This window comes from Methylobacterium pseudosasicola (assembly GCF_900114535.1).
Taxonomy (GTDB): domain Bacteria; phylum Pseudomonadota; class Alphaproteobacteria; order Rhizobiales; family Beijerinckiaceae; genus Methylobacterium; species Methylobacterium pseudosasicola.
In genome coordinates this window covers 177,060-201,375 of the sequence record NZ_FOTK01000003.1, presented here as the reverse complement: position 1 = coordinate 201,375, position 24,316 = coordinate 177,060, and the positions used below count along the sequence as shown (strand labels likewise).

General features: G+C 69.0%; 26 protein-coding genes and 1 pseudogene. 9 read left to right on the top strand and 18 right to left on the bottom strand.

Annotated features, from left to right (window positions below):
* The 4 genes from BM228_RS04795 to BM228_RS04780 all read right to left on the bottom strand — a co-directional run bounded on the left by BM228_RS04795 (nt 1) and on the right by BM228_RS04780 (nt 4,719).
* Entirely contained in the window at nt 1-1,257 is a 1,257-nt protein-coding gene (locus BM228_RS04795) for an NAD(P)/FAD-dependent oxidoreductase (RefSeq protein ID WP_092037685.1), read from the bottom strand.
* A gap of 397 nt (nt 1,258-1,654) precedes the next feature.
* Entirely contained in the window at nt 1,655-2,053 is a 399-nt protein-coding gene (locus BM228_RS04790; RefSeq protein WP_092037684.1) for an MliC family protein, read from the bottom strand.
* Between the two features lie 307 nt (nt 2,054-2,360).
* On the bottom strand, nt 2,361-2,546 hold the full coding sequence (locus BM228_RS04785; protein ID WP_092037682.1) for a hypothetical protein: 186 nt from the start codon (nt 2,544-2,546) through the stop codon (nt 2,361-2,363).
* 697 nt (nt 2,547-3,243) lie between these two features.
* On the bottom strand, nt 3,244-4,719 hold the full coding sequence (locus BM228_RS04780; RefSeq protein ID WP_092037681.1) for a protein adenylyltransferase SelO: 1,476 nt from the start codon (nt 4,717-4,719) through the stop codon (nt 3,244-3,246).
* An 11-nt stretch (nt 4,720-4,730) separates the two neighbouring features.
* Between BM228_RS04780 and BM228_RS36060 the strand changes: the two are divergent.
* Both BM228_RS36060 and BM228_RS04775 read left to right on the top strand, forming a co-directional pair.
* Nucleotides 4,731-5,627, top strand: a pseudogene (locus BM228_RS36060) (PAS domain-containing protein); the annotation flags it as partial.
* Nucleotides 5,619-7,295: a PAS domain-containing hybrid sensor histidine kinase/response regulator gene (locus BM228_RS04775; protein ID WP_425284904.1), complete on the top strand. Its 1,677-nt coding sequence runs from the start codon at nt 5,619-5,621 to the stop codon at nt 7,293-7,295. The pseudogene BM228_RS36060 and the gene BM228_RS04775, both read left to right, overlap by 9 nt.
* A gap of 10 nt (nt 7,296-7,305) precedes the next feature.
* Here BM228_RS04775 and BM228_RS04770 read toward each other — a convergent pair whose 3' ends face one another.
* The 5 genes from BM228_RS04770 to BM228_RS04750 all read right to left on the bottom strand — a co-directional run bounded on the left by BM228_RS04770 (nt 7,306) and on the right by BM228_RS04750 (nt 11,727).
* Nucleotides 7,306-8,361, bottom strand: a complete 1,056-nt coding sequence (locus tag BM228_RS04770; protein WP_092037858.1) for a zinc ribbon domain-containing protein — start codon at nt 8,359-8,361, stop codon at nt 7,306-7,308.
* Between the two features lie 83 nt (nt 8,362-8,444).
* Nucleotides 8,445-9,758, bottom strand: coding sequence for an MFS transporter (locus tag BM228_RS04765; protein WP_092037678.1), 1,314 nt, complete (start codon nt 9,756-9,758; stop codon nt 8,445-8,447).
* A gap of 410 nt (nt 9,759-10,168) precedes the next feature.
* Nucleotides 10,169-10,663, bottom strand: coding sequence for a Ros/MucR family transcriptional regulator (locus BM228_RS04760; RefSeq protein WP_092037677.1), 495 nt, complete (start codon nt 10,661-10,663; stop codon nt 10,169-10,171).
* Between the two features lie 335 nt (nt 10,664-10,998).
* Nucleotides 10,999-11,295 (bottom strand): hypothetical protein, encoded by a 297-nt coding sequence (locus BM228_RS04755; protein ID WP_092037675.1) that lies wholly within the window; start codon nt 11,293-11,295, stop codon nt 10,999-11,001.
* 60 nt (nt 11,296-11,355) lie between these two features.
* A complete protein-coding gene (locus tag BM228_RS04750; protein ID WP_208611985.1) occupies nt 11,356-11,727 on the bottom strand; it encodes a hypothetical protein in 372 nt (123 codons plus the stop codon).
* 248 nt (nt 11,728-11,975) lie between these two features.
* Here BM228_RS04750 and BM228_RS04745 point away from each other — a divergent pair, with 248 nt between their 5' ends.
* The gene (locus BM228_RS04745; protein ID WP_244537019.1) at nt 11,976-12,296 is read left to right on the top strand and encodes a hypothetical protein; all 321 of its coding nucleotides are present in this window, start codon (nt 11,976-11,978) and stop codon (nt 12,294-12,296) included.
* 9 nt (nt 12,297-12,305) lie between these two features.
* Here BM228_RS04745 and BM228_RS04740 read toward each other — a convergent pair whose 3' ends face one another.
* Nucleotides 12,306-12,539, bottom strand: a complete 234-nt coding sequence (locus tag BM228_RS04740; protein WP_092037671.1) for a DUF2171 domain-containing protein — start codon at nt 12,537-12,539, stop codon at nt 12,306-12,308.
* A gap of 156 nt (nt 12,540-12,695) precedes the next feature.
* On the opposite strand from BM228_RS04740, the gene BM228_RS04735 reads away from it, so the two are divergent.
* Nucleotides 12,696-12,938, top strand: coding sequence for a hypothetical protein (locus tag BM228_RS04735; protein WP_208611979.1), 243 nt, complete (start codon nt 12,696-12,698; stop codon nt 12,936-12,938).
* A 93-nt stretch (nt 12,939-13,031) separates the two neighbouring features.
* Here BM228_RS04735 and BM228_RS04730 read toward each other — a convergent pair whose 3' ends face one another.
* The gene (locus tag BM228_RS04730; RefSeq protein WP_244537018.1) at nt 13,032-13,370 is read right to left on the bottom strand and encodes a hypothetical protein; all 339 of its coding nucleotides are present in this window, start codon (nt 13,368-13,370) and stop codon (nt 13,032-13,034) included.
* Nucleotides 13,371-13,517: 147 nt separating this feature from the next.
* Here BM228_RS04730 and BM228_RS04725 point away from each other — a divergent pair, with 147 nt between their 5' ends.
* Nucleotides 13,518-13,874, top strand: coding sequence for a hypothetical protein (locus BM228_RS04725; RefSeq protein ID WP_092037669.1), 357 nt, complete (start codon nt 13,518-13,520; stop codon nt 13,872-13,874).
* A 76-nt stretch (nt 13,875-13,950) separates the two neighbouring features.
* Entirely contained in the window at nt 13,951-14,232 is a 282-nt protein-coding gene (locus tag BM228_RS04720) for a hypothetical protein (RefSeq protein WP_092037667.1), read from the top strand.
* A 22-nt stretch (nt 14,233-14,254) separates the two neighbouring features.
* On the opposite strand, the gene BM228_RS04715 is transcribed toward BM228_RS04720, so the two are convergent.
* Entirely contained in the window at nt 14,255-14,995 is a 741-nt protein-coding gene (locus tag BM228_RS04715; RefSeq protein ID WP_092037665.1) for a DUF4336 domain-containing protein, read from the bottom strand.
* A 106-nt stretch (nt 14,996-15,101) separates the two neighbouring features.
* Nucleotides 15,102-15,680 carry a YgjV family protein gene (locus BM228_RS04710; RefSeq protein ID WP_092037663.1) on the bottom strand — a complete coding sequence of 193 codons (579 nt, stop codon included), beginning with the start codon at nt 15,678-15,680 and terminating at the stop codon, nt 15,102-15,104.
* A gap of 456 nt (nt 15,681-16,136) precedes the next feature.
* Here BM228_RS04710 and BM228_RS04705 point away from each other — a divergent pair, with 456 nt between their 5' ends.
* Both BM228_RS04705 and egtD read left to right on the top strand, forming a co-directional pair.
* Nucleotides 16,137-17,087, top strand: a complete 951-nt coding sequence (locus tag BM228_RS04705; protein WP_092037661.1) for a methyltransferase — start codon at nt 16,137-16,139, stop codon at nt 17,085-17,087.
* Nucleotides 17,084-18,028, top strand: a complete 945-nt coding sequence (egtD, locus tag BM228_RS04700) for an L-histidine N(alpha)-methyltransferase (RefSeq protein ID WP_092037660.1) — start codon at nt 17,084-17,086, stop codon at nt 18,026-18,028. Before BM228_RS04705 ends, egtD begins: the two co-directional genes overlap by 4 nt.
* A gap of 220 nt (nt 18,029-18,248) precedes the next feature.
* Here egtD and BM228_RS04695 read toward each other — a convergent pair whose 3' ends face one another.
* The 5 genes from BM228_RS04695 to BM228_RS04675 form a co-directional block, all read right to left on the bottom strand.
* On the bottom strand, nt 18,249-18,479 hold the full coding sequence (locus BM228_RS04695; RefSeq protein WP_092037658.1) for a BrnA antitoxin family protein: 231 nt from the start codon (nt 18,477-18,479) through the stop codon (nt 18,249-18,251).
* Entirely contained in the window at nt 18,466-18,741 is a 276-nt protein-coding gene (locus BM228_RS04690; protein WP_092037656.1) for a BrnT family toxin, read from the bottom strand. The genes BM228_RS04695 and BM228_RS04690 overlap by 14 nt, the downstream gene beginning before the upstream one ends.
* A 738-nt stretch (nt 18,742-19,479) precedes the next feature.
* Nucleotides 19,480-19,713, bottom strand: a complete 234-nt coding sequence (locus BM228_RS04685; RefSeq protein ID WP_092037654.1) for a hypothetical protein — start codon at nt 19,711-19,713, stop codon at nt 19,480-19,482.
* Nucleotides 19,714-19,792: 79 nt separating this feature from the next.
* Nucleotides 19,793-20,539, bottom strand: coding sequence for a Crp/Fnr family transcriptional regulator (locus BM228_RS04680; RefSeq protein ID WP_092037652.1), 747 nt, complete (start codon nt 20,537-20,539; stop codon nt 19,793-19,795).
* Between the two features lie 352 nt (nt 20,540-20,891).
* A complete protein-coding gene (locus tag BM228_RS04675) occupies nt 20,892-21,851 on the bottom strand; it encodes a helix-turn-helix domain-containing protein (protein WP_092037650.1) in 960 nt (319 codons plus the stop codon).
* 329 nt (nt 21,852-22,180) lie between these two features.
* On the opposite strand from BM228_RS04675, the gene BM228_RS04665 reads away from it, so the two are divergent.
* Complete coding sequence (locus BM228_RS04665) at nt 22,181-24,169, top strand: OPT family oligopeptide transporter (RefSeq protein WP_092037648.1); 1,989 nt, start codon at nt 22,181-22,183, stop codon at nt 24,167-24,169.
* Nucleotides 24,170-24,316 lie beyond the last annotated feature (147 nt).

The following is a 24,316-nucleotide window of genomic DNA, read 5'->3' as shown; positions in this document are numbered from 1 at the left end:
CTATCGGAAGCGCTGGGGCGAGAACGGCGCGAGGTCGATCGCCGGCGGCGCGCCGGTGACGAGATCGGCGACGAGGCGGGCGGTACCCGCCGACTGGGTCAGCCCGAGATGGCCGTGCCCGAAGGCGTAGACGATCCGGCGCGTGGCCGCAGCATGGCCGATCGCTGGCAGGGAATCGGGCAGCGACGGGCGAAACCCCATCCAGGGCCGGCCGCCCTCGGTGTTCAGGCCAGGCAGGAAGCTTTTCGCCTTGCGCAGCATCGCCGCCGAGCGCCGGAAATCCGGCGGCCGGTCGAGGCCGCCGAGTTCCACCGCACCGCCGACCCGGATGCCGGACGACAGGCGCGTCACCACGAAGCCGTGGCCGCCGAAGGTGATCTGCGTGCGCAGGTCGAGGGCGCCCGCGGGCAGGGTCGTGTTGTAGCCGCGCTCGGTCTCCAGCGGGATCTGCTCGCCGAGGCTGCGGACGATCCGGTGCGAGAACGCCCCGGCCGCGACCACCACCTGGGCGGCCCGGCGGGTCCCGGCTTGCGTCAGCAGGGCGACGCCGTCCGCTGTGGGCCGGAGCGCCGTCACGGCGGCGCGCTCGATCGTGCCGCCCTCGGCCCGCAGGCGCTCGGCCAGGGCGAGCACGTAATCTTTCGGGTCGGCGATCGAGAACCAGCCGGGGGTGAACGTCCCGTGCGTAAAGCGCGATGACAGGCCGGGCTGGATCGCCGCCATGCCGGCGGCGTCGAGATGCGTGAAGGCGATGCCGTGATCGGCCCGCACCTGCCAGCCGGGCAGGGTGGCCTCGAACTCTGCCTGCCCTTCGTAGACCTGAAGATTGCCGTCCGTGCGCAGCATCGCCCGGGTGCCCGTGGCGTCGAGAAACGGCTCCAGCGCAGCCCGCGACAGATCCATGAGCACGGACTGGGCTTCCGTTGCCCGGCGGACGCGCTCGGGCGCGCAGGCCCGCCAGAAGCGCAGCATCCAGGGCAGGATCCGCGGGGCGTAGGCTGGCGGCACCGAGAGCGGCCCGAGCGGGTCGAGCAGCCAGCGCGGCGCCTTCCGCAGGGTGCCCGGCGAGGCCAGGGGCAGGATGTCGGTGAAGGCGAAGGCCCCGGCATTGCCCGCGCTCGCCCCGGCTGCCGGGCCCTCGCGGTCGAGCACCATGACGGACAGGCCCCGGGCGCGCAGGGCGAGCGCGGCGGACAGGCCGATGATTCCTGCGCCAATGACGACCACGTCGGTCGGTTCGGAGAGGGAGGCGCCCATTTCTAGCGCACCGCTGCCGGGAGCCGGCGTGTCCTGCAGGGCATGATTCCGGCCGTGACACCCCGGTGGAAGATGATCATTGCGTCCGTCATGCAGATCGTCAGGTCTCTGAAGGTTCAGGACGCATATTCTGGGCCGTCGGAGGCGTCCGGATCGCATGCGCCTTCTGTTCGGGGCAAGTTGTTTTTATGTCAAAGATTTTTTGGGATATGTAGGACAGATAGATCTGCAAAATTGCCTTTGTGGTTGCTTGTTTAAGTTATATATTTTGACGTGAAATACTTACGATGGATGTTTTTTAGCTTCGCGGCGATCAGAAGCACGCCTCCGTTCTAAGTGGTTTAATGCCGCCTGCGAGCGCAGAGACGTTCGCGCCCATGCCGGCCAGAGGGGAGCGCTATCGCGGTGCCGTGCCGGAGGGGGCCGACATCTGCTCGGTGCACACGATCGGGCGCTTGGACGCGTCGGTCCAGATCACCTCCTGGCCCTTGCCGCGCAATTCGTGCGTCTCGTCCGCATAGCGGAAGCCGGAACCGCTCGGCTTGATCGGGAGCGTCACGCTGGGGCCGCTCGGCGGCTGGACAACGGCTTGCTCCGCTTGGCCTACAGTGACGAACGCCACGCTCAAGGTCTGGTCCCTGGGGCAGGAGAAGACGACCCGGTGCGGCTGGGCCGGTTCGGGGCGCGCCATGTCGTTCTGTGCCTGCGCGGGCTCTTCGGCGGCGAGCGCTCGGGTGGTGCCGGTCCAGGCCGATACTTCGAAGAGAAGGCATAGGGCTTGCGCGATTCTTCGCATCGCCAGATCTCCTGCGCGCGGGGTTCAAGGCCTGCGGGTGAACGCGCGGGATCGCAATTTCGCGGCACCGGCCCGTCACGCGATCGGCTGCCGGGCGAAAGCCTACGCTCGTCAGGCATCGAAACTGGGCGGGACAAGCGAGAGGTGCATACCGGTTGTCAGTCGATCGGGGATCCTTCCGGTCGGCCGAGGGCCGCAGGCGCCGGGTTTCCCGCCGTTCACCGCGATGCAGACCGGGACGCCGAGCTAGTCCCCAGCGGCGCGCGGATGCGGATCGAGCTTCACGAAGCGGAAGCGCCCCCGTGTCTCAGCGTCGGGGGTCGGCGTGCTCCTTCAGCTCGCCCAGCAGGGCCAGGATCCGGCCCAGGAGGGCCCGCGCATGAAGGGCGACGCCGCTGCCGGTGCGGTCCTCGGCCTGGCCCGCGCTTGCCTCGTAGGCCGCCCGCAGGGCGGCAAGCTGGCGAGCGCGCAGCTCGGGATTGTCGGAGCCCATGGGCTTCCTCGCCGACAGGCCGATGTCTGCGGTGCGTCCCCGCGGACATGCCTCCTCAACCACCCTAGTCGGGGAGTTGGAAAACCGTGTCTGAACGGTCCCTACGACCTTTAGTGTCGGAACACCTGGACATACGCCGCAGGCTCCCCGACCACGCGGTCAAGGATTCCGGTGCCATCGCGGTTGGCACCAAACCGTCAGACAAGGGGTTTCCACGCCCCGGAGCGGCACGTTACCGCCCCGGGCGGGCGGGTAGCCCATTCTAGGAAGCAAATCCAGGCCGATGTGCGCGTTTCGCCGATGCGACGTGCGGGTGATCCGCTGGCGTACAGACGTGCCATGCGATCAATAAAATGTCGAACGCGATCTCAAAGTCTGCGCTCTCTGACTTCTACAAGCGATGAGCAAACGCGATCTGATCGAGATCTGATCTTGGAAATTATGTCGATTGAACAAAAATTATTGGCACAGGGCGGCGCGAAGCGTCCCTGTCCGACGAGGCCGTGTCGCTGCGCGGCGCATCGGTGGCGGTATTCCGGGTCAGCTTCCAGGAAGGTTGCACGCATCTGGAAAGGGGCCCCGTTTCGTAGGCCCGGGACCGCGAAGTCGGTCGCAACGCCTGCCGTCCCGATCCAAGGTCTCGGCTGCATCGTCACGACGCGCTGAGCGAAATGGCCCGAGGCCGCGCGAGACCGCCTCAGGTGCCGCAGAAGGTCCGGTAGCCGACTCCGCCGCCCTCGGGCGCCTCGGCGTAGTGGGCCATGGCGGGCTGGTCGTCGTAGGGGCGCGACAGCACCGCCAAAAGCTCCTCGAACGGCCCGAAATCGTTGTGGTCGACTGCCGCCGCGATCATCGCCTCGACGCGATGGTTGCGCGGGATGAAGGCCGGGTTGGCTCGGCGCATCGCCGCCTCCGTCGCGGCCGGGTCGCGGGCCTCCTGGGCGAGGCGCTGGCGCCAGGTCTGGGCCCAGGCGTCGTAGGCGGTCGGATCGACGAACAGGTCGCGCACGGCGCTGTCGGCCTCCGGGTTCGCGGCGGCGGCGCACAGGGCCCGGAAGGTGCGGGTGAAGTCGGCCTGGTTCTCGGCCATGCGCTTGAGGAGGTCGCCCGCCAGCGCCGGGTCGCCGTCCCGGAGATCGGTGAGCCCGAGCTTGGCGTTGAGGCCGGCATGGTAGGCGGCCTCGAAGCGCGGCGCGTAGCCGGCGAGCGCGGCCTCGGCCTCGGCGACCGCCTCGGTCTCGTCGGCGGCGAGCAGCGGCAGCAGGGTCTCGGCCAGGCGCGTCAGGTTCCACAGGGCGATGCGCGGCTGCTCGCCGTAGGCGTAGCGCCCGTGCTGATCGATCGAGCTAAACACCGTCCGGGGATCGTAGGCGTCCAGGAAGGCGCAGGGGCCGTAATCGATCGTCTCTCCGGCCACCGACATGTTGTCGGTGTTCATCACCCCGTGGACGAAGCCGACCAGCAGCCAGCGCGCCACCAGGGCGGCCTGGCGGGCGACGATGCCTTCGAGCAGCGCCCGATAGGGCTTCTCTGCGCCGGCCGCCTCGGGATAGTGCCGGGCGAGCACGTGATCGGCGAGCGCCCGTAGGCCCTCGACATCGCCCCGGACGGCGAAGAACTGGAAGGTGCCGACCCGGATGTGGCTCGCGGCCACACGGGTCAGCACGGCGCCGGGCAGGAGGGTCTCGCGTATCACCGGCTCGCCCGTCGCCACGGCGGCGAGCGCCCGGGTGGTCGGGATGCCGAGCGCCGCCATGGCCTCGCTGACGAGGTACTCACGCAGCACCGGCCCGAGCGCCGCGCGGCCGTCGCCCCGCCGGGAGAACGGCGTCGGGCCCGATCCCTTCAGCTGGATGTCGCGGCGCTGTCCCGACCGGTCGACCACCTCGCCCAAGAGAATCGCCCGGCCGTCGCCGAGCTGCGGCACGAACTGGCCGAACTGGTGCCCGGCATAGGCGGCGGCCAAGGGCGTCGCGCCCTCGGGAACCTGGTTCCCGGCCAGCGCCGCCACCCCCTCGGGGCCGGCGAGCCAGTCCGGATCGAGGCCGAGGTTTTCGGCGAGCGCCCGGTTGAGCCGGATCAGCCGCGGGGCCGCCACCGGCGTCGGTGCCCGGGCGGCGTAAAAACGCTCCGGCAGGCGGGCATAGCTGTTGTCGAAGGGAATCGGGGTCATCGACGCCATCTATGAACGCGCCCGGCGACCAGCAAGCGCGGCCGCCATCCAGAGAAGACGGTTCAGGCCGCGCGGCGTTCCCCTCAGGGGTCATGATGCCCCCGGCACAGTCAAGGCACCGAACAGCCGGCGAGTTTTGCGACCGAAACGCCGGGATGCGCGTTCGCTCCAGGCATAGGGCTCTCCGCATCCCATCCGGAGCCGCCGATCCGCACTGTGGCAGGCAGGTCTCAGAATGGTGTCTCTGGACGGAAACTTGCCGGCACGGCCGACCGGATGCTTGTAAGACTTGTCCCCACAGGCGATGCCGCTCCCATGGCTATGCCCGGACCTGTATCGATCTTGCCGAAGCCCGTATCGTGGGCGGCACTGCATGGCCGCGAGACCCGCGACCGGGTGCGGGCGGCCGCGCGATCGCGTCGGCCAAGCCAGCCATGAGCGTCACGGCCGCATTTCTGCCCGGGGGCGGCGAACTCGGCGCGATCGTCCGGGCCTATGACTGGGCGACCACGCCGCTCGGCCCGATCGACACCTGGTCCCAGAGCCTGCGCTCGGCGGTCGGCACCGTGCTGCTGTCGCCGGTGCCGATCGTGCTGCTCTGGGGGCCGGACGGCATCATGATCTACAACGATGCCTACTCGGCCTTCGCGGGCGGCCGGCACCCGCAACTCCTCGGCTCGAAGGTGCGCGAGGGCTGGCCCGAGGTCGCCGATTTCAACGACAACGTCATGCGGGTGGGGCTCGCCGGCGGCACGCTGTCCTACAAGGACCAGGAACTCACCCTGCACCGCTACGGCCGGCCCGAGCAGGTCTGGATGAATCTCGATTACTCGCCGGTGCTCGACGAGGCCGGGCAGCCGGCCGGCGTCATCGCCGTCGTGGTCGAGACCACCGAGCGGGTGCTCGCCGAGCAGCAGCTGAAGGCGAGCCAGGCGCTGGCCCAGCTCTACGCCGACCGCATCCAGCTCGCCCTGTCGGCGGGCGCGATCATCGGCACCTGGGTGTGGGATCTCCAGGCGGACGAATTCACGGTGGACGAGGCCTTCGCCCGCAGCTTCGGCCTCGACCCGGCCCTCGGGCGGGTCGGGCTCAGACTGGAGCAGGTGATCGCCACGGTCCATACGGAGGACCGGCAGGGCCTGATCGCGGCGATCAACGAGGTGATCGCCCGCGGCGGCGCCTACGCGCACCAGTACCGGGTCCGGCGCACCGACGGAAAATATTACTGGATCGAGGCCAACGGCCGGGTCGATCTCGCGCCGGACGGGACGCCGCTCAGCTTCCCGGGGGTGCTGATCAACGTCGAGGACCGCCGGGCCGTCGAGGCCGAGCGCGACCGCGCCATCATGATGCTGCGCACCCTGACCGACACGCTGGAGCAGCGCGTCGCCGAGCGGACCAGCGAGCTGATGCGGACCGAGGACGCCCTGCGCCAGTCGCAGAAGATGGAGGCGGTCGGCCAGCTCACCGGCGGCGTCGCGCATGATTTCAACAACCTGCTGACCATCATCCGCTCCTCCGTGGACTTCCTGCGCCGGCCCGACCTGCCGGAGGCGCGCAAGGCCCGCTACCTCGACGCCGTCTCCGACACGGTGGACCGCGCCGCCAAGCTCACCGGCCAGCTCCTCGCCTTCGCGCGCCGGCAGGCGCTGAAGCCAGAGGTGTTCCATGTCGGCCAGAAGGTCCGCGGCATCGCCGACATGCTCGACACGGTAATCGGCGCACGGATCCGGGTGGTCGCCGAGGTGTCGGACGAGCCCTGCTACATCCGGGCCGATGTGAGCCAGTTCGAAACCGCCCTGGTCAACATGGCGGTCAACGCCCGGGACGCCATGGACGGGGAGGGCACCCTGACCCTGCGGCTGGCGGGCAACCGCACCATGCCGGCGATCCGGGGCCATGCCGGGGCGGACACCGCCTTCGCGGCGGTGTCGCTGACCGATACCGGCGCTGGGATCTCGCAGGCCGATCTCGGCCGCCTGTTCGAGCCGTTCTTCACCACCAAGGAGGTCGGCAAGGGCACCGGGCTCGGCCTGTCCCAGGTGTTCGGCTTCGCCAAGCAATCGGGCGGCAACGTCGACGTGACCAGCGCGCCGAGGCAGGGGGCGACCTTCACCCTGTATCTCCCGCAGGTCGACGTGGACCGCGCGACCGACGCGGCCGAGACCGCCCCGGCGCCGACCCTGCCCCTCGGCGCGGGGCAGCGGGTCCTGGTGGTCGAGGACAATGTCGAGGTCGGGCAGTTCGCCACCCAGATCCTGCAGGATCTCGGCTACGAGACCGTCTGGGCGGCCAATGCCGAGGCGGCGCTCGACCTGCTCGGCCGGGACGGCGGCGGGTTCGAGGTCGTGTTCTCGGACGTGGTCATGCCCGGCATGGGCGGCCTGGCGCTGGCCCAGGAGCTGGCGCGCCGGCTGCCGGACCTGCCGGTGCTGCTGACCTCCGGCTACAGCCACGTCCTGGCCCAGGAGGGCACCCACGGCTTCGAGCTGCTGCACAAGCCCTATTCCGCCGACCAGCTCGGGCGGGTGCTGAGCCGGGTGGTCGGACGGCCGGCGCCGGCCTCCGCCGAGTGACGGCTTCGCCCTAGGCGGCCGGCACCGCGGCGCCCGCGCCCGGGGTGCCGCAGGTGTGGCAGAACCGCTCGAAGGTGCTCTTGCGCTGCGTGCAGGCCGGGCAATCCTCGAACAGGCCGAGCCCGCAATGGGGGCAGAAATTCGTGTTCGGATCGCCGAGCGCCACCGGCCGTTCGCAGCCCGGGCAGACCTTCTTGGCGAGCCGCGCCAGAGCCTGATCGGTGGCGATCTCGGTGCGGCGCTCCGCGTCGGGCCGCGCCTCGACCTGCGCCTGGCGCGCACGGTAGGCGTGGAGCGCGTTGATCGCCGCGCGCCCGCCCACCAGCGTGACGATCACGCCGACGCCGTACTGCACGTAGCCGCCGTAGCTCGGCATGTACGGCACCAACTCGACGAAGAACGCGAAGGCGGCGGCGAAGGCGAAGCCCCAGACGAACGGCCAGTTGCGCGTGTGCCGCCGCTTCATCAGCAGCCATCCGGCGAGCGCCAGCAGCGGCAGCGTCAGGGCGAGCCGGTAGCCGAACACCCGTAGCTCCTGGCTCCGCTCGGCCGCATCCAGCTTTTGCTGGGCCTCCATGCGTTCGGCATCGTCCGCGCGGATCTGGTCCCGCTCCCGCTCGGACAGGTCGGCTTGCGCTTGGGCCAGCTCGGTCAGCCGGTCCTCCACCGCCCGCTCGGCGTCCTTGAGGGCGTCGAGCTGCTGGGTGCGGGCGATCAGGCCGGGATCCTGGTCGACGCGCTGCGTGGCGTCCCGGGTCTTCAGCCAGTTGGCGAAGGTCTCGCGGGCGCCCTCGGTCGCCCCCTGGGCCGCGTCGAGGGCGAGCCGGTCCTGCTCGATCCGGCGCCGGTTGTCGTCCATCGCCCGGCGGATCTGCTTGAGCGTTTCCGCCGAGGTCCGGGCCTGGTCGGGCTCCAGGAACTGCTCGAGCGTGTAGCGCTGCTCCACCTGCGGCAGGTCGCCGACGACCAGCGAGCCCAGTCCGATCAGGAACCACGCGAACAGCAGCGCGACGAGCCAGAGGGCGGCGTTGAACCAACGCTCGGACAATCGGGACCCCGCACGCACGCCGTCACCTCCCCAGAACCCGTTGGCCGCAAGCTCTAGCATAGGCCGGCAGCCGCCGAACCCGGTCGGGTGGCGTATCCGCCTCAGCGGGCCGGCGCGGCCCGCGACGTGGGCGCCGCCGCGCGCACCCGGCCCGGTACCAGCGACAGCCCGGCCGAGATCAGGGCGAACAGGATCAGCGGCGTCAGGGCCAGGGTGAAGCTGCCGGTGCCGTCCTTGATCGCGCCGATCAGGTAGGGGCCGAGGAAGCCGCCGAGATTGCCCACGGCGTTGATCGCCGCGATGCTGGCGGCCGCCGCGGCGGGCGGCAATTCCTCGGTGGCCAGGGCCCAGAACGGCCCTTTCAGCATGTAGACGCCCACCGCCGCCACGGTCAGCGCGCCGACCAGCGGCAGGATGCCGGACAGGACCGTGCCGCCCGCGAGCCCGGCGGCCAGGACCAGGAACGGGATCGCCAGGTGCCAGCGCCGCTCGCCGACCTGATCGCTGTGCCGGCCCCACAAGATCATCGCCACGGAGGCGACGCCGTAGGGGATGCTGTTCAGGAGGCCGGTCTCGACATTGGTCAGGCCGTAGCTCTTGACGATCTGCGGCGTCCAGAAGGTTAGGCCGTAGCTGCTGGCGGTGGAGCCGAAATAGATCGCGGCGAACAGGATCAGCCGCCGGTCGCGCAGCATCGTCCCCAGCGAGGGCGAGCCGGTCCCGCCGGTGCGGGCGGCGTTGCGGGCGGATTCCTCCCGCAGGCGCCCCTCCAGCCAGTCGCGCTCGGCCTCGGGCAGCCAGTTCGCGTGCCGCGGCCCGTCGGGCAGGAACCACAGCACGGCGCCCGCCATCAGGACGGCGGGCAGGCCTTCCAGGATGAACAGCCATTGCCAGCCGGCGAGCCCCAGGCCGTTCAGGCCGAGCAGCGCCCCGGAGATCGGCGAGCCCAGGAACGACGAGATCGGGATCGAGATCATGAAGATCCCGACGATCCGCGCCCGATAGGCCGAGGGGAACCAGTAGGTCAGGTACAGGATCACGCCCGGGAAGAACCCGGCCTCGGCGACGCCGAGGAGGAAGCGCAGGCCGATGAACGACCACGGCCCCTGCACCAGCGCCATCGCCATGGAGATGACGCCCCAGGTCGCCATGATCCGGGCGATCCAGATCCGGGCGCCGAAGCGCTCCAGCATCAGGTTGCTCGGCACCTCCATCAGGAAGTAGCCGAGGAAGAAGATGCCGGCGCCCCAGCCGAACACGGTCGCGGTCAGCCCGACATCGTGATTCATCTGGATAGCGGCGAAGCCGACATTCACCCGGTCCAGGAAGGACACGAAATAGGCGAGGATCAGGAACGGCACGAGCCGCCACCCGATGCGGCGCATCGCCGACCGTTCGAGATCAGATTCGGCCATGGTGATCCTCCTCGTCGGCAGCCGTCTCCGGCCGCTCACGGGTGCGGGCGCAGGCTCCGGGAACGCCGGTTCGGCGATCCGGCGACGAAGATTTGGATATCGGAGTGGGAGGCGGTCGCGTGGATCGCACCGAACAAGGCGGCATGGTCGCCCGCGCCGGGATCGGTTCCGGACGCCATCAGAGGGTCGCCGCGGCGCATCGCGTGCGGATCATCTCGGGTTTCCTCGCGGCCGGTCGGTTCGAATGCCGATCCTGGCCAGCCGATCTACCGCGAATGCCCGATGTTCGGAAGTCGTTACCGGGTGACGACTTCCGATTTGTTTCAGCTTTTCCGGAACGGTGCGCGAAGCGAGCGCGCTCACGCAAGGACTTGAAGGCGAGCCCGGTCGCAACGCGATCGGGAACGGCTCTAGGCGGGCTTGCGGCTCCGGGCCGGCTTGGCCGCAGGAGCCTCGTCGGTCTCGGCGGATTTCGGGGTCGACTTCCGGCGCTTGTGACCGAGGCCCGCGGTCCGAGCGAACTCGGCGCGCATGGCCGAATAGTTGGCCGCCGTGGTCGGATAGTCGCGCGGCAGCCCGAAGCGCTCCCGATAGGTCTCGATGGTGAGGCCGTGCCCGGTGAGGTGCCGCTTCAGGGTCTTGTACGGCTTGCCGTCGATGAAGCTGATCAGCGCGTCGGGGGTGATCGACTTCCGGACTTGGGCGGGGGTGAGCCTCTTGGGCTCCGGATCAGCCGGCGCGCTGGCCTGACCCAGCCCGGTCAGAGCCTCATGAACACGCGACAGCAGGGTCGGCAGTTCCGGCATCGGCACGGAGTTGTTGGACACGTAAGCCGACACGATGTCGGCGGCCAAAGCGATGGCATCGACCTGATTGTCTTGCGGAAACGCGGTGTCGTCTTCCATGGGCGGCTCTCGATGCGGAACTGCGCGATGAACGTCGCTCTGTCTGCCGCTAGTCAAGCACCTATCCGAGCAAAAACAAGTGATCACCCCTGTAAATGGTCAAGGTATCTGTTGAATACCAGCATAAAGTGGTTATCCCGCAACAGCGGCTCCGGCAGAGCGCTGTTCTGCCCATGCGATAGGCAACTCGCGCGGATCGACCGCGCCGCGGCGCCGTTCAGGAAGTCTTAACGGCGCTGTGGTCTCTCGAAGCGTCGCTGCGGCTTCGAGGGGTAGGAAGCCGAACGACAGGCGGGCCGAGCCCTGCCCTTCATGCTCGGCCCGCGCCCTTCGGCTCAGGCGTTGGCGGCGCGCGCGATCGGCGTCGGGATCGCCCCGCGCTTGACCGGCGTCGGGATCGCCTGCGGCGTCGCGCCGGACGCGTAATCCGCCCGGTAGGTGCGCTCCAGGTTCATCAGCGTGCGCATCGGCGCTTCCGCCAGATCGAGCAGCCGCGCGTCGCGCCAGCGAAGCTTGGTCAGAGGCCGGCGGTTGAACCACCGGGGCTTCTCTTCCTCGACGAGCAGGACCAGCTTGCCCGTCCAGGTTCTTCGAAACCAGAACCGCCCCGTGAGCTTGCCTGCGCCGAACATGGCAGCACCTCGCATGAGAGTCCGGGACGACAACGTCCCGGAAGCGCGGCGGTTTCCGCCTCAGCCGCTCGTGCGGGCCTGCAGGTGCCGGGCCGTCCAAGAGGCTATCGCCAGGCCGACGATCCCGCCAGCGACGGCCGCCGCCGCCTTCACTAGGAAATCGTCGAACCGGCCGTGGCGCGTACCGGTCAGCATCTGCCCGGCCTCCAGGCCGCCGGCCAGCAGGACCACGCCGAGTAGGATCCAGGGCCAGCGACGCGGGTAGCCGAGCGTCAGGAGCAACCCGGCCAGCGCGTAGGCGGCCGCCCGCTCGAAACTCGGATTGGCGGTCACCACCGGGCGCAGGCCGATCGGCACCAGCGTGATCGCGACGATCGCCGCGACGAGGATCCAGGCTGCAAATCGCACCAGGCTCAGCACCCACTTGTCCATCATGAGCCTCGCGTCTCGAAACACCGCGCCGACCTCTCCCGCATACAGAACCTGCGGACCGGAAGCTGTTGCAGTTCGGTGGCCCGGACACGGAAAGCCGACGCAGCATCGGCTCGTTGGCGAGTCCGACGTGATCGCAAAGGGTTAGGCTGCGCGGGATCGAGCGGGCTCCCGATCGCGCCACTGTTGCTCGTTCGTTCTAGGCAAAGGATCGGCGAATCGGGCATAAGAACGGGATGCGCAGGCCCGTGCTCAGCTCACTCGCGATACTCGTGCTGATCGATGTCGGGTCGGTCGCGATGGCGGCTGCGCCGGCCGATCCGCGCGCGCTCGAACTGGCCTGGCACCGCTGCCTGCGGGAATCCTACGCCCACCAGCCGCCCGGCCAGAGCCGGGCGGGGGACGAACGCAACGCCCTCGACGAATGCAAGGCCCAGGAGGATGCCTTCGTGGCCTCGCTCATGGCCGCCGGACCCGCGCAGGACGGCCGGACCGGGACCGTCTGGTCCCGGACCTGGGCGGCGTTCGTGGAGCCGCTCACCGCCTGGATCGGCGGCCTCCGGCGCTGACGGCGCCGGTCAGGAGGTCGACCACTCGCGCTTCACCTCGTCGGCCGGCCGGTCGAGATGGACCTTCCCGCCCTCGACGGCGCGGACGAAGTCGAGCGGGATGTAGTGGTGCAGGCCGCCCGCCGCCGCGTCGCGCTTGGTCAGCTTGATTTCGCCTTTGTCGATGTGGTCGACGGTGCCGACATGGGCCCCGTCCGAGCCGACAACTTCGGCGTGTTCCTGAATCTGGGCGGCATCAACCATCGGTTTTCTCCCTGTCGTGCCGCGTCAAACCGCGCGCCGGGCGGCGCAGTTCCAGGTTGCGCCATCCAGACCCAGGCCGTCCAATGAGCCGGGCTCCGCGGCGTCGCACCGCGCGGGCGCCGCTGAACCGGTCCAGGCCCGGATCGTTGAACCGCCATGACCGATTCGACCCCCGCCCCGCTGGACCAAGTCGCCGACGCTCGTCGGCACGAGATGGCAACCGAGCACCTGCTGTTCGGCACGATCCGCTTCCTGGCCCAGCGCCATCCAGAACTGTTGGACGAACTCGACCGCAGCCTGGATCACCTGTGGGACCGGGCCGAGGGTGCGGAGCGGGATGACGAGGCCGTGCGCAAGATCGCTGGCCGCATCATCAAGAGCCTGCGGGCGGAAAGCTAGAGATCTGGCGCGCTCGCCGACGCCGAACCAGTATCCGCTTCGGCGGCGAGCGCTCCAGCAGGACGATCGGATCGCCCTGCATTCCGGAGATCATTAATGGCGTGTGCAGCCGATGCAGATGCCGCGGGTGATCGCGTCGTTGCGCTGCTCGGTGGGGCTGCGGCGCTCGATGCTGCCGGTCTCGTTGGGGCCGAGCGCGCTGGGGTTCGGCACCGTCTGGCCGGTGGCCGCGGTATGAGGCGCCTTCGCGGCCGTGGCCGGGCCGCCGCCGGTTCCCGTCTGACTCACGGATTGGGCCCAGACGGGCTGCGTGCCCAGGGCTAGAACGACGAGCGTGGCGATCTTCAGGGGCGCGCGCATAGTGACCTCCCGGCGCTTTTTATCTGCGTGGAACTGACGCACCTGCTCGTCGAAAGTTCCGGTCTTGCCCATGAGCGGATTGCAAGGATCACCTTCGCGCGGCGCTCGGCTGGCCGGGATTACGGCCCCGCCATCCGGGGTATTGGCTAAGCCCTATTGAGGCTTGCCGGCTAAGCTCGAACGCCGGTTACTGGCACCCTCACGATCGAGGGGCTCACCATGAACCCGACCGTCAAGGCCGTGCTGCTGAACGAGCGCGCCAGCGTCCTGGCCGCCATCGCGGCCCGCGAGGGGACTGTGTCCGATCTGCTGGTTCAGTTGAACGGCGTCGAGAACGACATCTGGCGCCTGCGCCACCGCCTGATCGATCTGGAAGCCTTTTTGGTCGGCCAGCGGATCGACTTGCCGGAGGATGCGTCACTATCGGAAGTCGCCATCGTCGAGGCCCCGAGCGACGCGCCCGGCCTGCCGGCCTGCAAGCCCCTCGACGATTTCGTCCGCCATCGGTCCGGCAAGCGGAAGCTCCTCGCCGAGGCCGCGCCCCGCCGCATCGAGGATGCGCGCCGATCGAGCTGAGCGCGCCGACGGGATTGCCCTGCGGCCCCGTCATGGGGCCTATCTAGACCCCGCAAGGATCCGGAAGGGGTGAGGGATGGGCAACCGGGATGGCGCCGGCGCGTCGAGCGCACGGATCGCAGAAGTCCAGCGCCTCGCGACCGCCCTGGCGGCCCGGGTCCGGTACGCGCAACTGGTCCGGCGGCCGGTCTACGAGGAGCAGATCAACGCCCTGGTCGGCGCCGCGCGGCTCCTCGACGAGGAGAAGGTGCCGTGGCCGCCCATGGTCGAGGAGGTGCTGATGGAGCTGGCCAAGTCGCTGGACGGCTCCGGTGCGGAGGAGGCCGAGGCGCCGGAGTCGGACCGGGGGGACATTTAAGAGGCCGCGAGCCGCTGCGGGCTCACGAAAAATCGCCGAGCCAACGCAGGGAGCCCCGGAGGCGGTCGGTGCCGCCCTGGGCGAACCACAGCCCATGCGCGAAGATCACGACCGCGGGATTCAGCGCGACGAGTTCCGCCGCGGCCCGCGCCGCGTCGCGCCGGCGCAGCTTGATCACGAGCCGCAGATAGGGCGGCGGCTGGCCCTCCGGCGCGGTCATACGGGCCAGGCGCAGCAGCGGCCGCAGGAGCGCCGGCATCTTGGCTGGCTCCAGGTTGAGCACGAGATCGGTCAGCAGCAGCGTCCGGCTGTGCCCGTGGAAGAACGCGACCTCGCGGAAGCCGAGGCCGCCCGGGACCACGATCTGGCGCAGGTCCGCGGCCCATTCGGGCGGCGCCGCGTCCGCGAGCACGCGGTCGATGCGCAGGCCGGCGCGGCGGACCTGGCGGCGCTGGCGCAGGTTCGGGGCGGCCCAGGTCAAGGCCTCCGGGCACTGGCTCTGCCAGTCCTTCAGAAAGGTCCAATGCGCGATGTTGGGCGCGACGAGGTGGCGGATCGGCCCGAGCGCCGCGATCGCCCGGTGCAGGGCTGGGTCGTAGCGCGTCGGCGAGTGGAGCCACAGGCTGCCGTCGCCGAGCCGGACCACCGTCATCCGGACGGGGAGCGGCATCCCGAGGATCCGCAGGGGGCCGCTGTCGACGATCCAGACGCCCTCGGCCACGGGCTTGAGCACGTCGAGCGGCGGATACGTCGCCTCAGACAAATCCCATTCCTCTCGGCTGCCTCCGGCGCCAGGGCCGGAAAGTCAGGCAACCGGCGGCGGGCACAGGGTTTCCCGGATGGATCGCCGCAGCGGCGGTTTCTGTCGGTCAGGCCTGGAGATAGCCGGGCGCGGCGACCGGGCGGGCTGGGAGGGCGCGCCACAGGGCGATGCCGAGGCCCAGGAGGGTCAGGAGATCGCAGGTCAGCCCGAAGACCGAGCCGACCAGGAGGTTGTGGCCGGCCCAGCTCAAGGACGCGCCCAGGAACAGCAGGCGCATCGCCTGGGGCGCCGCCTGCAGGCGGGCCGCCGTGGCCAGCAGGGTGCCGAGCGCCGCGCAGGCCGAGGGCGCGCCGCTCCAGGTGGTGATCGTCAGCCAGGCGGCCAGCAGGGTGGTCGCGGCAAACAGGGGATGGACCCAGCCGCTCCGGCGGGGCGCGCCGATGCAGGTCAGGGAGACCAGGCTCTGCACCACCGAGATGGCGCACATCGCGGTGCCGGTGAGGGCCCCGAGGGTCAAGTAATGCGCGCCGAAACAGGCGGCGCAGGCGGCCGAGCCGGCAAGCATCCACGACCGCCGCGGCATGATTCCGGCCGTAAAACCGAGGGTCAGGCCCAAAGATCCAAAGATGTCGAGATGGGTCCCGGCCAGGTGGGACCAGGTCAATACGGAATCGGCGGCAATCATCGGTCGCGCTCAGGCGGCGCGGAGGGCGCCGTGTCCGCCGAATGCGCTAAGTTCGCATGGTAATCGGAACGTTAACGCCCCGGCGCCGGGCGATCACGACGATGCGAGGGTGGCAGAAGCGCCGCAATGCCCACCGGGTGGCCGATCAGTATTCGGTGGCGGTTGTTGCAAAATAACATAAGTTATTACTACGTCACGCCGATCAATGGCGGGAACAATACCTAGAAAGGTCCGGTTTTCCGGGCGTTCACACCCGGGCGAGGCCGCGGCCGATATCGGCCGTGATCGCGTCCGCCCATGCCGCCTGTCGGCAGCCCCGAGCCCGCGCCGGATTGTGCCGGTCACTTAGCCGAGATGCGGCGTCCCGTGGCCGTTCGCTTCGAAGAGCCGCCGAAGTGAGGGCCTCGAACCGTCGGGGCTCGGTCTTGCGCCGAAGAGATTGTCGAGACCAGGCCGATGACGCGATCAGACCCGTTCCCGCACAACCAGGAGGCGTTGCTGGCCCTCGGCCACGCGCTGCGCGAAGCCGGCTACGGGTTCACCACCGTGACCCCCACCACCCACGCCATCGTCAACGCCCGGTCGCAGAACGCCGAGGCGCACACGTTGCGTGACGTGTTCGGCTGGAGCCGGCCGTTCCGGGCGGATCTGCTCCCCGGGCCGATCTTGGCGCTGATGCGCGAGGCCGGGGCCGTGGTCGCGGACGGCGAGCTTCTGCGCCCGTCCGTCCGGTTCTCCAGCCTCGACGGCGAGCTGTTCGCCCATTCCGCCTACCCGCCGAGCGCGACCGATGCGGTGTTCTTCGGGCCCGACACGATGCGCTTCGTCTCCGCGGTGCTGGCCCATCTCGAGGGGCGGAGAGCCCCGATGCGCCGGGCGGTCGATCTCGGCTGCGGCTCGGGGGCGGCCGGGATCTGCATCGCCAAGCGGTCGCCCGGGGCGGAGGTCGTGCTGGTCGACATCAACCCAGCCGCCCTGCGGGCCGCCGGACTCAATGCCCGGCTCGCCGGTACCGACGGCGTCGCGGCCCGGCACAGCGACATGCTGCGCGACGTCGACGGTGCCTTCGACCTGATCGTGTCGAACCCGCCCTTCATGATCGACCCCGCGGCCCGCGCCTATCGGCATGGCGGCGGACCCCTCGGGGCCGGCCTGCCGCTGGCCGTGGTCGAGCAGGCGATCCCGCGGCTCGCCCCCGGCGGCAGCCTGGTCCTGTTCACCGGCGCGGCGATCGTCGCGGGGTCGGATCCGTTCCGGGACGCGGTGGCGGCGGCCTGCGCCCGGGCCGGCCTGGACTGGACCTATCGCGAGTTCGATCCGGATGCCTATGGCGAGGAACTGGCCCATGCCGGCTACGCCGATGTCGAGCGGCTCGCCCTGGTGGTGCTGACGGTGACGCGGCCATGAGCGACCCCATCGACCCGCGCCGGGAATTCCTGCGCGATGCCCTTTTGGGCCTCACCGCCGAGGCAAAGACGCTGCCGGGCAAGTATCTCTGGGACGAGACCGGCTCCGACCTGTTCGACCAGATCTGCCACAACCCGGATTACTACCCGACCCGCCAGGAGATGGCGCTGCTGCCCCGGGTCGCCGCCGAGCTGGCGGCCCGGGTCCGGCCGGGGGTGACCGTGGTGGAGTTCGGCAGCGGCGCGAGCCGCAAGATCCGCACCCTGCTGGACGCCTTGCCCGAGCCGGCGGCCTACGTGGCGATCGACATCTCGGGCGCTTACCTCGAAGATGCGATCCGCCGGCTGGCGCCGGATTATCCGGACATCGCCATGGTGCCGGTCTGCGCCGATTACACGAAGCCGGTGCAGCTGCCGGTGGCCGCGGGCCCCGGCGGGATCCTGGGCTTCTATCCCGGCACCAGCATCGGCAACTTCGCGCCCCCGGAGGCTGCCCTGTTCCTGGAGCGGGTGCGGGCGACGCTCGGCCCCAGCCTGTTCCTGGTGGGCGCCGACGCCACGGTCGAGCCCGAGCGCCTGCAACGCGCCTATGGCGGCGCCGACGGGCTGATGGCGGCGTTCCACCGCAACATCCTGGTCCGGCTCAACCGCGAGCTTGGGGCCGATTTCGACATCGACAATTTCCGGCACGTCATCGAACTCTATCCCGATCCGCAGCGGGTCGAGGCGCATCTCGTGGCGCTCCGCCCGGCCACCTACCGGCTGGGCGATCAGGCGATCGCGTTCGCCGCCGGCGAGCGCATCCGCACCGACACGTCCCACAAATACGCCCCGTCGGTCTTCCAGTCCCTGGCCAGCCAGAGCGGCTGGCGGCCGCGCACGCTCTGGCAGGCGGAGGAGGGGGACTTCAACCTGCACCTGCTGGAGAGCACGGGCGGATAAGAATTTTTGTCTGCAAGATGGTGGATCGGAAATCGCTGCTTTTTCTGATTTCTCATCTTCCGGACGCACCCGTGGACATTCGGAAGCAAGTCGGTTCGCATGGAATCGTTCACGAGGCGCAGCGAATGCGCCGGTGTCACCGGGATCGCAAAGCCCATTTCGTCTTCCGGCGCGAAACCGCGAAAGTCCGTATCCTCGGATAAAGGAATGTCGCGATCCATCAGATTTGTCCGGCCGCCACCATCCTTTCCAACAGGGCATTGACGCGCGTCTGCCATCCAGGACCGCTGCCTCGCAAATGCTCGACCGTCTTGGCATCAAGGCGGATTTTAATCTCGACTTTGGGAGTGGCCGATTTGGGCCGTCCGCGCCGCGAGGGCTTCATTCCGGCCATGAACGCCGCATCCATCGGCGGGTTGTCGTCGTGAATATCCGGGTCAAATTTGGTCATGATAGAACCTCACCTCGTGCTTTTCTGCCAGGCGCAGGCTGATGGCGCGAATTGCGTCGTCGTGGGAACCTTCGGTGAAGGCCAGCACATGCAGGCGACCACCGATCATCCCCAGGGCGACGAACCGAACCTCTCCATAATCGAAGCGATCATCCTCGCGCTCGAACGCTGTGCCCCAATCGAAACCTTCGGCAGCCTGAAACGACACGCCATGCTTGGCGATATTCCTCGCATCCTTGGCTGGGTCGAACTCGATTTCCATTGCAATCCCGTACACCCATAAAATGAAGGGTGCAAATTTATCGTGCACCCATCAATGGGTAAGAGGCAGCCCTTTCAAGGTGTTTGCAGCGGCGGTCGGTATCGGACCGTCCCGCTTGGCCGGCGCCCCATGGTCCTTGCACAGGCCGATCTGAAAACAACCCCGTCATCCCGGGGCCGCGAAGCGGAGACCGGGATCCAGAACCAGTCTCGGATCAACGACTTGCGCCGTCGGCGGATCTGGATCCCGGGCTCGCCTGCGGCGCCCCGGGATGACGGGGTGGAGGCTGGAGCGTCCGCGGAAACCCGGGATCCGTGGAGGAAGGATAGCCCTCTGCGCCCCATCTTTCGCTTCCGCGCTGCCTTCTCGGCTGTCATCCTGGCGAGAGATGGGCGCATGCCATCGGGCCTAGCCTGTGCGGTCTGAAGCGCTTGATCTCATGGGCAGAACGCTCCGCGCACAACCTGATCCAAACACCTTGAAAGGGCTGGGTAAGAGACCGGAATCGGGATCGTGCTGGCAGTGAGGGCGTTATTGGGTGTCGTTTGCCTGCGTGGCTGACAGCCGCCACCCCGTGCAATCGGTGTGGGCTCGGTCCTGACGCGTGCGATCCCGGGTGCACGGCGGGTGCACGGATTGCGGGTCGGACCCCGCAATCCGTGCAATGATCGCGGGCACGGTCCGCCGATGATTGTGATCCCATGTCCCGATGATTGCCGTTCGCTACAGACAGGCCGTTCACCCCGCCTGGAACGGCTGGTGTTTGTCGTCGGCGGTATCCGTCGCCGCGCCCTTCGGTACGGCGCTGGTGTCGACCATCGTGCGCTGGTCGCGTTGGGGATCCGGGAAATCCGTCAGCGCCCGCCAGGGCGTGGCCGGCACGCCCATCCGGAAGCCGCCCGACGAGCGGAACAGCCAGGCCGCGACCAGCATCCAGGGCACGACGAAGAAGACGAAAGCACTGAGTCCCACGGCGATCCTCCAGGGGCGGCAAGTCCACGGCAAGCCTACTGGAAGAACGCGGGAGGAGCCGCCATCGATCCTGGGCCGCCTAGGAAGGCGCGACCGGGATGCCGCCGTCGTCGCCGAGCCCATCGATCAGGCGGTCATACTCGGCCTCGGCCATGCCGTAGCTGTCGCCCGCGAGGTCGAGCAGCCCCTCCCGGTCGACGATCTCGACGAGGCCGCGGTGCTTGCGCACGAAACCGTCCCGCTCCAGCATTCTCAGGGCAGCGGTCACGCCGGGGCGTTCGACGCCCAGCATCAGCGACATGAACTCGTGCGTGACCATCACGGTGTCGCCGTCGCTCCGGTCCTGGTACATCAGCAGCCAGCGGGCGAGCCGCATGGCGGTGTTGCCGCGCGCATTAGCGAAGGCGGTGTGCGCGGTCTGCGCGAAGTAGGTGTGGATGTAGCGGAGCAGCGGAAGGCGCACGGCCGGGCGCTCCTCCATCACCCCGAGCAACACGCGCGCCTCGATCGACAGCATGAGCCCGGGCGCCTGCACGAAGTGCGTATAGGGGGTGCGGTCATCCCCGAGCAGGATCGGGGCGGCGCCGACCAGGCCTTCCCGGCCGATCAGCCCGATCTCCACGCGGCCGCGCGCGCCGTCATTCGTCACCGAGACGATGCCGGCCTCGAGGAAATGGACGGTCTCGATCGGCGTGCGGGGGGCGATCAGGATCTGCCGGATAGCCATATCGTCCGGGCGCAACGCCGGCTGCAAGGCCGCGAAATCCTCCGGTGCGAGCGCCCGAAGGAGGCGATTGCGCAGGTCGGCCTGCTGAAGCTGTGGCACGGGAGCTCATGCATATCGGGCAAGGGCACAAGCGGTCCCCCAATCGTCAGCGCCCAGGATTTAGCTAACAACGCCTCCCCGATAAGGCATCGGCTCGGGATGTGCCAATATAATATATTTGTCGGCGATGAGACACATTTGCTGTCCTTTCAGAACGTAATTTTTTTACATTCAATGCTTCAGCCGATAAAGAAAATAATGTCCAATTGATCTGAAGGGGATGACCGTATACCGGCGCGCCCGATTTGGCTCGGCACGTCCTGGCTCGGTCGAAGGCACGTTGTCCGCTGGCGCCCCCGGGGTTGGATGTCGCCCGGGCGGACGGCTCGCGCGCGATCGGGCTCGGATCTGCCTACGGCGACTGCGCCTGGGCGGCTTGCCGATACGCGCTCGGGCTCAGGCCGTAGCGCTCCTTGAAGCGACGGGCGAAATGCGCCTGGTTGGCGAAGCCGCAGCCATAGGACAGGTGACCGATCGGGATGTGGGCGCAGCCCGGATCCGACAGGCGCTCGACGGCGGCCTCCAGGCGGCGCTGCCAGATCCAGTCCGAGATGTGCTGGCCGCGCTCGTGAAACAATTCCTGCAAGCGCCGGAGCGAGACCCCGACCGCTGCCGCGAGATGCGACGGGTCCAGGGTCGGGTCACTGAGATTCGCTTCGACGAACGCCTTGGCGCGCTGGACCAGGACGGTGCCATGGAGGGGCCGCGGCACGTCCTGGGCCAGGCGCTCGGCGAGACCTGCTACGATCAGATCGGTGCCGATGCTGGCCATCCGCTCCGCGGAACTGGGCGTGAGCGTCTCGTGAACGCGAACGAGTCCCTCGAAGAACGACCGGATCAGCGGACCGGTGCCGCCTTTGGTCCCGAAGGTCAACGCCGTGAATTGCCGGGTCGGGCCGAGCATGCGCTCCAGCGGCACGACCGGCAGTTCGAGGACGAGGGACCGATCGTTCGCCCCCGAGACGTGCACGTTCGGCCGGTCGGCCAGCAGCACGATCTCGCCGGCCCTCTGCACGGCCTCCCGGCCGTCCTGGACATTGATCGAGCCGCCTTCGAGTTGGATCAACACGAAGACGCTCTGGGTCCGCTCGCGCCGGCGCAAAGTATCGGCCGTTATTTCCGACCGCACGCAGCTTTCCCGGATGCGCGTGATCCGCAGGGTGCCGATATCGGCCGCCTGTATTAATCCTTCGAAAGGCTCATCGGAGAGATGGCTTAGTTCGATCGGGCCCATCCGATCAAACAATACCTCGCGCCAGAGTTTAAAGCGGGATTTTTGATCTGTTTCTCTTGTCGATAGGACTGTATGCAAGGGTCGACAACCTAGATAATCTGGCTCTGTGTGTCCGATGCGACCATCGCAGAAACGATCGGCTTCGCAAGCCCTATAAGAACCTCTTCGACCGGTCGTTCCCCTCTCGCCCTCATCCTGAGGCGGCGTAACGCAGCGGAGGCCTCGAAGGAGTCCTCCAGCCAGCCGCGCGATCCCTGGAGAGCGCCTTCGCAGCTGCTGCGCAGCACCGCGGGATGAGGGAAGCGTGGAATCCACGTCGGTCAGAACACCCCGAACCCGTCGCAACGCCGCAGGCGGGATAGCTTTCGCGACCCGTGCGGTTTGCGAGACGACATCACGGGGGCAGGATGGACGCCCGCAATCCCACAACAGCATTCCAGCAGGCCGAACTGACCCTGCGCGGCATCGTGCTCGGGGCGGCCATCACGGTCGTGTTCATGGCGGCCAATCTCTACATGGGCCTGAAGACCGGGATGACGTTCTCGTCCTCGATCCCGGCCGCGATGATCTCGATGGGCGCGTTCCGGCTGATGGGCGGGGCCGGCATCCTCGAGAACAACATCGTCCAGACCCAGGCCTCGGCGGCTGGCACCCTGTGCAACGTCGTGCTGGCGCTGCCGGGCCTCGTGCTGATCGGCCATTGGCACGGCTTCCCGTTCTGGCAGACCACGGCGGTCTGCGCGCTGGGCGGGCTGCTCGGCGTGGCCTTCTCGATCCCCCTGCGCCGGGCGCTGGTCTCGGGCAGCGACCTTCCCTATCCCGAGGGCGTCGCCGCCGCCGAGGTCCTGAAGACCGGTCAGGAGGAGGCTGGGGGCCACGGCCTGCGCGACTTGCTGGCGGCGGCCGGACTCGCCGGAGCGATCGGGTTCGCCACCACCGGCCTCAAGGTTCTGGGCGACGGGCTATCCGGCGCGATCAGCCTCGGCGGCGCCGCCTTCCGCACCGGCACCGGCTTTTCCCTGGCGCTGGTCGGTGTCGGCTACCTGGTCGGCATCGGCGCCTGCCTCGCCCTGCTCACCGGCGTCGTGATCGCCTGGGGGATCGCGGTGCCCGTGCTCACCGCCCTCGCGCCCGATGCGGGCAAGACCGCCGGGCAGGCCGCCGAGGCGGTCTGGTCCGAGCAGGTGCGGCTGATGGGGGCCGGCATCATCGCGGTGGGCGGCCTCTGGACGGTGGCGTCCCTCGCCCGGCCGATCGCGGCCAGCATCCGCACCGCCCTGTCGAGCACCGGCAGCAGCCTGGGCTCCGATCACCCGCGCGAGGAGCGGGACCTGCCGATCGCCTGGGTCGGGGCCGGGGCGCTCGCCCTGTGCGTGCCGCTGGCGCTGCTGTTCGGCGCCTTCGCCGGGCCGGCCGGGCTCGGCAGGACCCTGACCGTGCTGGCGCTCGCCGCGACCCTGTTTACGGTGCTGTTCGGCTTCCTGATGGCCGCCGCCTGCGGTTACCTCGCCGGGCTGCTCGGCTCCTCGTCGAGCCCGATCTCGGGAGTCGGCATCCTCACCACCATGGCGACGGCGCTGCTCCTGCCGTTGCTCCTCGGCCAGGTCGGCGGGCCGGACGGCGAACGGTTCGTCACCGCCATGGCGCTCCTCCTCACCGCGGTGATCATCACCACGGCCTCGATCGCCAACGACAACCTGCAGGACCTCAAGACCGGGCAGGTGGTGGGTGCCACACCCTGGCACCAGCAGGTCGCGCTGATCATCGGGGTCGGGGTCGGCGCGCTGGTGATCGCGCCGCTGCTGGAGCTGCTCTACCAAGCCTACGGTTTCGTCGGCGCGCCCTCGCGCGAGGGGCTCGACCCGGGAAGCGCCATGGCGGCGCCCCAGGCCGCCCTGATGACCCAGATCGCCAAGGGCATCACGCAAGGCGAACTGCCCTGGATGATGGTGCTGATCGGCGCCGGGCTCGGCGTGGTGCTGGTGGCGGTCGAGGCGTGGCTGCGGCGGCGCGACCTGACCTTCCCGGCGCTCACCGTCGGGATCGGCATGTACCTGCCGCTGTCAGTGGAGATGACCATCGCGCTCGGCGGCATCCTCGGCTGGCTCGCCGAGCGCCGGCTGCGCGCCCGGGTCCCGGGGCCCGAGCGGGAGTCGGTCCTCGGCTCCGCCCGCCGCCGCGGCGTGCTCCTGGCCTCGGGCTTCCTCGTCGGCGAGAGCTGCGTCGGCGTGCTCCTGGCCGGCGCCGACCTGATGGCCGGGCACAGCGGCGCGCTCGCCATCGCCGGGCCGGGCTTTGCCTCGACGGCGACCTGGCTCGGGCTGGCGGTGTTTCTTGGGGGGCTGGGGGTTTATTTTTGGCTGGTGTCTGCGGTGGATGCGGAAGCGCGCGTGTGAGACCGCTGCGCGCTCATGCGTTGCTTCATGAACCGCATCGTCATTGCGAGCGCAGCGAAGCAACCGAGGGATACGCTACGCTCGGAGATCGCGCGCCGCTCTGGGTTGCTTCGCTGCGCTCGCAAGGACGGGTTATGAAACAGGCGC